Source organism: Armatimonas sp., from assembly GCF_043760365.1.
GTDB lineage: Bacteria > Armatimonadota > Armatimonadia > Armatimonadales > Armatimonadaceae > Armatimonas.
The window spans coordinates 1-9168 of the sequence record NZ_JAYUPA010000822.1 but is presented as its reverse complement, the minus strand read 5'-3'; the positions used below and the strand labels follow the sequence as shown (position 1 = coordinate 9168).

Genomic DNA, 9168 nt, shown 5'->3' with positions numbered 1-9168 from the left:
GTTCTCGTTGCGCTCTGGAATGTACTGAACGACGGTATCCGCTTCCAGGTTGAGAATCTGTGTTCCCCCACCTCTGCGCGCCTGACTGCTCCCCGGGCTGAAAAAGCCGAGCTTGACTGACGACGAGTTCACGTCATATTTATTCTTTGTCTGCGCCTGAGCGCTTCCACTGAGGGTCAACAGCGACAGGCTACAGACCGCCGCCACACGGAGAAGGTTCTTCAACACAAGCCTCCCAAACCATTTGGTTAGTTAAGTTTTATTTTTATTTAGTTTCGCCGACCGATAAACAAGGCGATTCCATTGGGCGACGCGCCATTGACGCTGCCGCGGACATAGTGGTACTGAGCCTCAACGAACAGACCTCCGGTAAGCCGAAGACCCGCCCCAATATAGCCCCCGAAGCGAGCTTTGAACCCAGAGCCCGCTGCGTCCACAAAGTAGGCACCGAATCCCTCAGAGGTGAAGAAACCGGTCATGCCTGTTGAACTCGATCCTCCCGAGGTTCCCGCACTCGTCTTGGTGACCAGTAAGGGAGCGATACGGAACGATTTACCTGCCGTACCGCCCTGGAAGTAGCCCACGGTGAGGGTTCGCGCTTCCTCGGAGCGCGAGCTACTCAGATCCACCATACCACCGAGAACCTGAGTTCCTGAGAGGTTACGTGTGGTGACACCGCTGGGACGCAGGACCCCTAAGCGGATGCGTAAGGGGATGGTCTCTGGGCTGATCGCCGACTTGGGATTGAGCTGTGCGCGAGCAGACGAGGTCAGCACCGCTGCCGGGATTAAAGCCAGAGTTACCATTCGTACGAGGTTTTGCATTGCATGCATTATAAGGGTCTCCTCCCCACGCGTCAAGCTTAGTTGCACAAGAGGGCCGTGACGTGCTACAATCGGCGGCGATGGCAAGGGTAAAGCGGCGCTATACAACGGTAAGTGGAAACGAGGACTGGATTGTCTCCGTCTCCTATGATGACCATGCACTGACGCGTGTGCACTGGTTTGAGGCGCAGGTGAGCGCCGTTCAGGAAGCAACCGGGAAACCATTCCCCTTCCCTAAAGAGCTTGCGACCTACCGTATCGGTGAGACCGAACATCCATTTCGCGACTACATTCGCATGGACTGGGCGGGCGACACTGAGGCGGCTATCGCGCACATCCTCGATACGATCTACCGTCGTGTCTATGCCTACATCGAGCGCGGCCACTAAAATCTTCTGAAGATAGGGCATGAGACTCGGGTTTAGCCGCAGTGTCGAAGGAAGCTCTAACGCATCAATCTCGGCATCCCTGGTGGGCTAATAACTATCAATACTCTCATTGAGGAGAGCGTAGAGAGCCTGGTTCGGTGGCCGAGTATTAGGCAGGAGGGGCGGCAGGACAGTATTCGGGCGAATGAGAACAAAGTCACTTCCCTGAAAAATATCCCACTCACGAGTGACACCCGAGTGCAGTTCACTCATCTTCCGAGACGACTGCAATACCTTAATTTCTTCACAACTAATTTTTAAGATGGATACGAGGATACCGTACAGGTGGCTGAGCCGCTAAGAATCATCGGAGAGACAACGGAGCCCCAGCAGAGCTGGACGCGCTTTTTGGAGCGACGCAGTGCGCTGGAGGCAGAAATGCTTCTGGAGGTCTGTAATGGCTGCGATCACTGTGGCACACGCTGCATGGCGGGATTCGGGGTGACCCAGCCCGAGTGGGAGGCAGTTCAGGCCTTTCTTGCCGAGCAGCCTGTCACAGAACTTGAGCGCATAGAGGCTCAAGAAAAAGAGGTGGCATGGCCGGGCGCTGACGAGTTCGATGCACGCGTGCGCTACTGCCGTTTCCGTGACATGGAAAAAAATCGTTGCTCCATTTATCCAGTACGTCCAACCATCTGCCGACTTTTTGGACACACGCAATGGCTCCCCTGTCCAATCGAAGCAGTGTCCTCTTACCCTGATAGTGCCGCCACTCTTTGGAATGCATACAGAACTGAAAAAAGAAAACCTTGGGAAGAGTGGCAGGAGGAGGAGAATAATGGATATATGTCGAATGCCTAGTGCGCTGAGAGAGCGAGGGCGGATGAGGCTTTGTGTTTCGGGGCTTGCCTTGATTCACAGTGCCATGTTATAATCCGCGCGTGTCTTTAAGAAGTAGCGGTTGCGTGGCTGGAACAATTTCCAGGTTTCTGACGATCCAAAAGGATACGGGTCACGCAGACCGCAGGTGACGTTGCTAGAGCGGGAGTTCGGGTAAGCTCACGCTCTGTTTTGGCAAAACACGGCAATGGTCATGTTGATGTTTTGTGTTTACCCGGATGCTGTCTGACGTGGTTCACTCTTTTAGGAGCCACGGAACGGGCTGAATCGAGGAGGTTGACCCCACTTTGAAGTTCGTGCCTACATCACGGCGATATGCCGCACTTGCTGTTTTTATGACCGCGCTGGTCGGAATTACAGCCGTGGCAAACGCGCAACGCAGGGACCGGCAGACGCCGAGCCTGGGTAAATATCCGGTTCCCTTACGTTCATTTGCGGGCGTTGGTGACACTCGGTTTCTCGCGCCAAGCGTAACGGCTCGCGAGCTGGGTTCCAACGCACTCGATAAACAGGGAACAAAGAACCCCACACGTGTTCAGATTGGTGGCCCTAATGGTGCCAATGTCCAGGAAAAAGTGGTGGATGCGACGTTCTCGGAAACAACCGATGAGATTACTCCTCACTGGGTTGACGATGAGCAGACGATCTATTTTGCCAAAAATTCTGGGACGGCAACAAACAGCCACTATCAGTTGCACCGTATCTCCTCCAGTGTGGTGAATAACCCTCAACAAAATGGAGCAGGGGTGAGTGTTGCGCTGACCAATGAACCCGGTGCTGATCACTGGTGGCCCACTCCCGATCGCTCGGGTAACCGCTTGGCGTTCGCGAAGTCCACTGATAATCGGATCCTCACGGATCCCTTAAAGGTGTGGCATCTCTACATCGCGGTAACACCAGGGCCAGGAACCACAATTGATACAGGCCCCGGCGGGAACAGTAACCTCCTGAACCTTACGGGAGATCCTCAGACCTTCCGTGGCAAGAAATTTCTCAATGTGGGTCGGCCTTGCTGGGTGGGGACAACAGAGCTGATGTTTTCTGGCTTGCTGGAAGGCGACACGCTCTACCATCTCTACACGGTTAATGTTGTTTCACGTCGTTTCACTCAGGTAACGGATACGACCGCCGACGAGCGAAATCCCGCCGCTTCCCCCGATGGGAAGTACGTGGCTTTTGACTCGACTGCCGCTTCGGCAGTAGCGGGCAACACCTACTCGGGAGGGACGCTGCCAAAGACGGACACCACCGATGGTGACCCGGCACGGGCTACCGCGATCAACCCCACGGGGCGCCGTAATATCTTTGTCATGAGCTTGGCAACCGGTGCGGTGGTACAGTTCTCCAACCGCTACGTGGGTGCACCTGACTCGGATGACATACAGCCTTCGTTCTCCGCGTCACGTAGCAACCTGTTCACCAACACCACAGGAAACCAGTACTTCATCGCTTTCGCTTCAACGCGGCAGCCTGATGTTCCGGGGGCACCTACTGCTTACACTGCGGGAACCAACACGCACGATATCTATGCCGTGCGCGCCACGAACACCGCAACCTCAACTGCGACGCTTCTTGTGGAAGGCTCCCCTATATCAGGAGCGCAGTCCGCAAAGCAGATTGACACGTCGGATCCGGGCTACATCTTTAATGACCAGTACCCCACTTGGTCTCCGTTTATTAACGCGACGCGTGTCGCGTTTCAGTCCAATCGTGTGGGAAGCCTACAGGCAGGAAATTTTGGCGAAGGGTTCCGCTTACCCAATGCCCCAACCCCGTCGAACTACAACGATATCTTTCTGGCAAGCGTTGTTGATGTTAGCGCACCGACACTGATTCGCTACGACACCAGCACGAGCACGGGCGATGTTGTGCATATCAACCCGGTTAATCCGGGCGATGCGCGTCTACAGCCGTTCGATGCCAATATCTCCTCGCGAAGTCGCTCTAGTGTCAATCCGCTGTTCCCTGGACAAGATGCCTTCTTCGCAGTGCGCGTGGACGACCGTGAGTCTGGTGTTCGGTCGGTTTACCTTCAGTTTAAGAACCCGAACTCCAAGTACCAGTCCCGGGCACAGGGTGGTCTTGGCGTGGAGCACAAAGACTACTTCGGTACCCACTATGTCCTCTGGGAGGGCAGCCCGCCCCAGACTTTGCCCTGGATGTCTGCTGATGGCAGCAACCGGGTCGGGATTGAGTACGAAGCGCAGGTCGTCGGTCTTGATGGTGTTACCTATTTCAATCACCGAAATAGCGGTGGCCCGATCTATACGCCTAGTGTGAACGACCGAACCGCTTTCTCAGGCGCGAATAATCCGCCCATGGATGGCACAGGGGGACGGCCCAACACTTGGCTTCGTCTTCAACCCATCGTTGATGAAGCCACCGGAGAGCCCATCAAGCCCGCGGATGGCCGTGGTGGTGTGCTCTACGGTGCGAAGTGGAGACTTCCTGCGGAGGCCTCGGACTGGATCATTGACGTTATCAGCTATGACAACGCCACGAACCCTTACGGCCCTGGCTCGCAGAACTGGATCATCTACGACAATGTCTGGGGATTCTCCACGGCAATTGTGCCCAATGCACCCGATGTTGACACTTTGTTTGTTTCCGATAACATGCTGGGACAGAAGTTCTTCATCGCCCGACCCGGGCAAGTTGCAGGAGCACCTAGCAACGACCAGCCTGTGTCGTTTGGCGCGGAGTCGTACTATACCGACCCAGTCATGACTCGCTACCCGTCGGAAGTGAACCCGACAGCGGTACCTGCTCCTGGAGCAACGGATCAACGTCTGTGGTCAACACAGGGGCCTCTGCAGCTCACAGGACGGTTTGGTGGACGGAACTCGCGCGGTGCTGCGGTCAATCCTGGCGTGATCCATCCCCTTGGAGTCGCGTCGTATGTAGATCCGCAAATCGCATTCACTCCTGTGCTTGAGGCAAATGGCGTAACCTATGCGCTTCCCAACACGGGGCGCTACACGATCTGGCGCACGCTCTGCCGAGGACCTGTACCACAGGAACTCATGGATGCCTATCTGCCCTACGCTGCACCGGCACCCGCCGATGTGGTGGTTGGTGAGAAGGCAGAGCGCACCATTCGTGTAAAGAAGCGTCTGATTGTTTGGGCTGCTCCCTTTATCGGCAACATCTTTGTTGGCTCTGGTAGCCTTGCGGATCTGAAGACTCAGGAGCGATTGACAGCCTTTGTTAATAACGGTGGCGCACTCTTCGTCTCTGGTTCGGATGTCGGCTTTGCCCTAGCAGGAAATGGTCAGAGCAACGCCTTCTACAACGGGACTCTTAAGGCTCAGTACGTCGCTGACCGTGGTGGAAACGGTTCCGTTGTCATCAACGCTGTGGGAACCACGCCGCTGAATACGGATGCCTCAACCCCGAATCAGAACTTGTACGGGACGTTTGACGGCACTAACTGGAACTACTCTCCACCTCGCTCCGCTCCTCTCAGTAGTATTTTCACTGTTGGCACAGGATTTGGAGACGGCGGACGGACGAGTGATACGGATATAGCCTATGTTGACTCAATCCTGCCAATCGGAGGGGCGGTTGCTGAATACAACTATGCCAATGGCAATGGAGCACTGATTTCCAGTACTGCAAATAATGGAGGACGTGTCTACTATGCGGCCTTCGGTTTTGAGAGCCTCGGCTCTGACTGGTATCTGCAAACTCCGGCGGGTGGCACAATTCCGCTGATCTTTAACCGAGCACGTCGTGCGGAAATTATGACCAACTTCCTGTTGGCTAACCGTACAGGCACAATGTCGGGACGTGTGATTGACGACAACGGTTCTCCTGTAGCTGATGCGTTGATTCGGGCAACCCAAGGCACTAACACGGCTGTTGGAACTGCTCTGACAAACGGCAGCGGCGACTTCATTATCCAGGGATTGCCCGTCGGGCCCTATAATATCTCTGGCTACAAGCAAGGGTTTTATACCCAGCATGCCACAGGATACTTTGTACAAGCTGCCAATGATACCAAGACTTCACTCAAACTAAAGCGGGCCAACCCGGGCAAACTCACGAATATCGTGAAGCCCAATCCGGTTCCCCCTGCTCCAGACCCTGAGGGTGGCGTCTTTGCTCTTGATGGGAAAACGGGGATTGGTGGAGTCGAGATTCAAGCCCGCCGCATCAATGCGGATGGCACGATGAATATTGCAACTGCGATTTCATCGGATGGTACTGATGGTCGACGGCCTGGTGCGTACCAGATTCCTGACCTTCTGGTCTGGGACGATGGCTACGAGCTGCTCGTCAATGCGGCAACCAATCCTGAATTGGACTCTAACGGACGTCCCCAGTACAATCCGGACGGGACGCTTAAGACCGTTGCAAATCCTAAGTTCCGCTCAGAACTCACTTCTATCGTCGTCGGTAAGCCAACCCAGGCGGGTGTCTTGCTGGGAGCAGGAACACTAATTCAGAATCGCCCGACCCTAACAGAGCCTGAAAGATGGCGTCTGATTGTGATCGAGGATCAAGTATCACAGATTGACTTCCTACTGGGCGGACAATCCCAGAAAGTCGTTGGCCAGGTCCTAAATGCAATAACCAACAACCCCATTCCGAATGCCTTTATAACGGCAGTGGACGAGGGTACGGGGGCAACACTTGGATCGGCAACCTCCGATGTTAATGGAAACTACACTCTCATCAATATTGCGGACAAGTCGGACAAGCTGCCCGCGGCAAGCTACACTATTACTGCCTCGGCTCTGGGCTTCAACACGGTGGCACAGAATGGCACCGTTGTGGGAGGGACAGGAGTTCTCACTCTGCCCGTCTTCCGCTTGACCCCGTTGCCGGATGGTTCTGTCTCAGGAACTGTGAAGAAGGTGACAGGAGATGCGCTTGAGGGCGGTGTGACAATTCGGTTCTACATTGTTCAGAACGGAATCGTCAGCGCAACGCCTGCCGCGACGGTAACCACAGCTGCTACGTTGAGCAGTGATGCGACGGGATACACCTTCAACTTCAAGACGGCTCTTCCCCCGGGTGAGTACGAGGTTGTTGGCGACAAAGTAGGCTTGACAACGGATCCCACGCCTCTGCCACGACTCTTCGTGACATCGGCAACGGAGCGCAAAGCTTATAACTTCCGTATGCAGCCTGCCAAGGTCTACAGTGATGGGATCCAACTCATCTCGATACCCGGTCGCTACGACTACACAACGATCACTACCCGTGGGATATTTGGTCTGAGCCCGTCGGGAGATAACGATGGGGACGGAACATCTAACACGGCAAATGACCGTGCGGTCTTCAACACCTTCAATGTCGCTGACTGGACGGGGACGGAATACAACATCGGACCGGAAATAGCGCTTCAGGTAGGTAAGGGGTACTTCACCCGCTTTGGAGCACCCGTGTCTGTCACTCAGGTTGGTGCGGCACAGCCGGGTAGTACCTTCACACTCTCCCTGGCACCGGGTTGGAACTTGGTCGGACATCCGTTCGTGAATCCGACTAGCCCCAATACACCCGCACCGGATTTGGATCTCTACACTCACGGTCAGATCCAAGAAGAGGGTGGTCCTGTGCTGAGCATGACGGATGCTGTCCGTCAAGGGAAAGTACGCGGTACTCTGTTCGGTTACTCGGGATCTAACAATGGATCCCAGTACTACCAATCGAGTGTTATCAAGCCCTGGTTCGGTTACTGGTTCCAAAACCAGACCAATCAGCCCCTGAAGTTAATTCTCAGCTACCCTGTCTCTCGGGGCGTGAAAGTGGCCAGCAAGCCACAGACACGCGCTCAGTCCGAGGCGATCCAGCACCGCCGTATCGAGAGCACGGGCCCGTTGAACTACAAAATTCAACTGTCTGTGAGCCAGGAGGGTGGTCTGTCTGACACAGATAACTCCGTGGGGGTATCTCCAACGGCAAAGGACGGATTTGATACAGAAGACACCCAAAAGCCACCGATGATGACGGGCGTAGACCAGGTTTACGTGCAGATTCAGGGAACGGATAAGCAAGGGCGCTCGGCGGGCTTCGCGGATGTTATCCAAGCAGCCACTCCGGGAACCAAGAGCTGGGACTTTACGGTCAGCACAAGTCGGGCCGGTACAGTGACAGTCTTTTGGCCAAATGCCATGCGCCTGCCTAAGGGAGTCGAACCCACGGTGACAGACTTGGAGACAGGTAAGAAGATGGCGATACGTTCCGCCTCCGCTTACCGGTTCCAGGCAACGGGCAAGGGCACACATCGGTTCCGTATTGAGGTCGCACCGCAGAAAACACGTGTACTGGCGCTTGCCAATGTTCGTGTTAAGGGAAATAGCCGCGGTGTTTCCGGCGACAACTACCGAATCAGCTTCACGGCAACGGATCAGTCCGATGTCGAGATGCAAGTGACGACATTCGGTGGTCGGGTGGTCAGCACCCAGAGGACTCGTGCTGAGGCAGGAGTCGAAACAGACCTCGTCTGGAATGGTCTGAATAACGGAGGGGGCGCCGCACCTGCGGGCGCCTACATGATCGTCCTGACGGCGAGAAACAGTGCGGGGGCAACCGTGCGGCAAGCACTGCCACTTGTACGAGTCCGCTAGTCCTAATTGCTTACAGATTCCTCTCCACCACTTGGGGAGGAATTTGTAGGTACTGTGTAGAAAAATAGTAACAATACATGCGGGGTACAATGCGAACCATGATCGAGCGGCAAGACTGCTCAATAACGGGAAGGCTTGCTACGACAATGGACGGAGGAAAAACGCGTTGAGAAATTTGGTGCTTGGGAGCTTTGGGCGACGTATCAGCTGGTCGCTGGTAACGGCGCTTCTGTTGCCTGTGCTCATGCTGGCGATGCCGAAGCAAGTGAAAGCGCAAACCACTCGAATCCCTTCAGTGGCTGCGCTCGACTTTGGGGTATCACCAGGAGTTGGGGCAACTCAGATTGACGGCCGTAGTGCGACGGATGCTGTGGCAACGGAGATGACAAATACCAGCCGGTATGAAATCACGCCACGTACCGTCCTCAATCAAGAGATTCAGAAGCAGGGGTTGAGTGCTCCCTTTAATACTATTGGGATTCAGCGCCTGGGGCGAGCTCT

7 protein-coding genes are annotated in these 9168 nt (G+C 55.1%); 4 read left to right on the top strand and 3 right to left on the bottom strand.

Annotated elements, in window-relative coordinates; all coding sequences use genetic code 11:
- A partial coding sequence (locus ACH2EH_RS20180) for a hypothetical protein (protein WP_395144517.1) occupies positions 1–225 on the bottom strand: 225 nt, incomplete at its 3' end.
- A 44-nt stretch (positions 226–269) separates the two neighbouring features.
- Positions 270–806, bottom strand: coding sequence for a hypothetical protein (locus ACH2EH_RS20175; protein WP_395144515.1), 537 nt, complete (start codon positions 804–806; stop codon positions 270–272).
- 98 nt (positions 807–904) lie between these two features.
- Here ACH2EH_RS20175 and ACH2EH_RS20170 point away from each other — a divergent pair, with 98 nt between their 5' ends.
- Positions 905–1213, top strand: coding sequence for a hypothetical protein (locus ACH2EH_RS20170; protein ID WP_395144513.1), 309 nt, complete (start codon positions 905–907; stop codon positions 1211–1213).
- A gap of 87 nt (positions 1214–1300) precedes the next feature.
- On the opposite strand, the gene ACH2EH_RS20165 is transcribed toward ACH2EH_RS20170, so the two are convergent.
- A complete protein-coding gene (locus ACH2EH_RS20165; RefSeq protein WP_395144511.1) occupies positions 1301–1465 on the bottom strand; it encodes a hypothetical protein in 165 nt (54 codons plus the stop codon).
- Positions 1466–1537: 72 nt separating this feature from the next.
- Between ACH2EH_RS20165 and ACH2EH_RS20160 the strand changes: the two genes are divergently transcribed.
- The 3 genes from ACH2EH_RS20160 to ACH2EH_RS20150 form a co-directional block, all read left to right on the top strand.
- Positions 1538–2053 carry a YkgJ family cysteine cluster protein gene (locus ACH2EH_RS20160; protein WP_395144509.1) on the top strand — a complete coding sequence of 172 codons (516 nt, stop codon included), beginning with the start codon at positions 1538–1540 and terminating at the stop codon, positions 2051–2053.
- A gap of 401 nt (positions 2054–2454) precedes the next feature.
- Complete coding sequence (locus tag ACH2EH_RS20155) at positions 2455–8667, top strand: carboxypeptidase regulatory-like domain-containing protein (RefSeq protein WP_395144508.1); 6213 nt, start codon at positions 2455–2457, stop codon at positions 8665–8667.
- 166 nt (positions 8668–8833) lie between these two features.
- On the top strand, positions 8834–9168 hold a 335-nt coding region (locus ACH2EH_RS20150), incomplete at its 3' end, for a hypothetical protein (RefSeq protein ID WP_395144506.1).

Excerpts from the sequence above, each read along its gene's own strand:
- ACH2EH_RS20175 (WP_395144515.1), bottom strand. The coding sequence starts at position 806 with ATGGTAACTCTGGCTTTAATCCCGGCAGCGGTGCTGACCTCGTCTGCT.
- ACH2EH_RS20165 (WP_395144511.1), bottom strand. The coding sequence starts at position 1,465 with ATGAGTGAACTGCACTCGGGTGTCACTCGTGAGTGGGATATTTTTCAG.
- ACH2EH_RS20170 (WP_395144513.1), top strand. The coding sequence starts at position 905 with ATGGCAAGGGTAAAGCGGCGCTATACAACGGTAAGTGGAAACGAGGAC.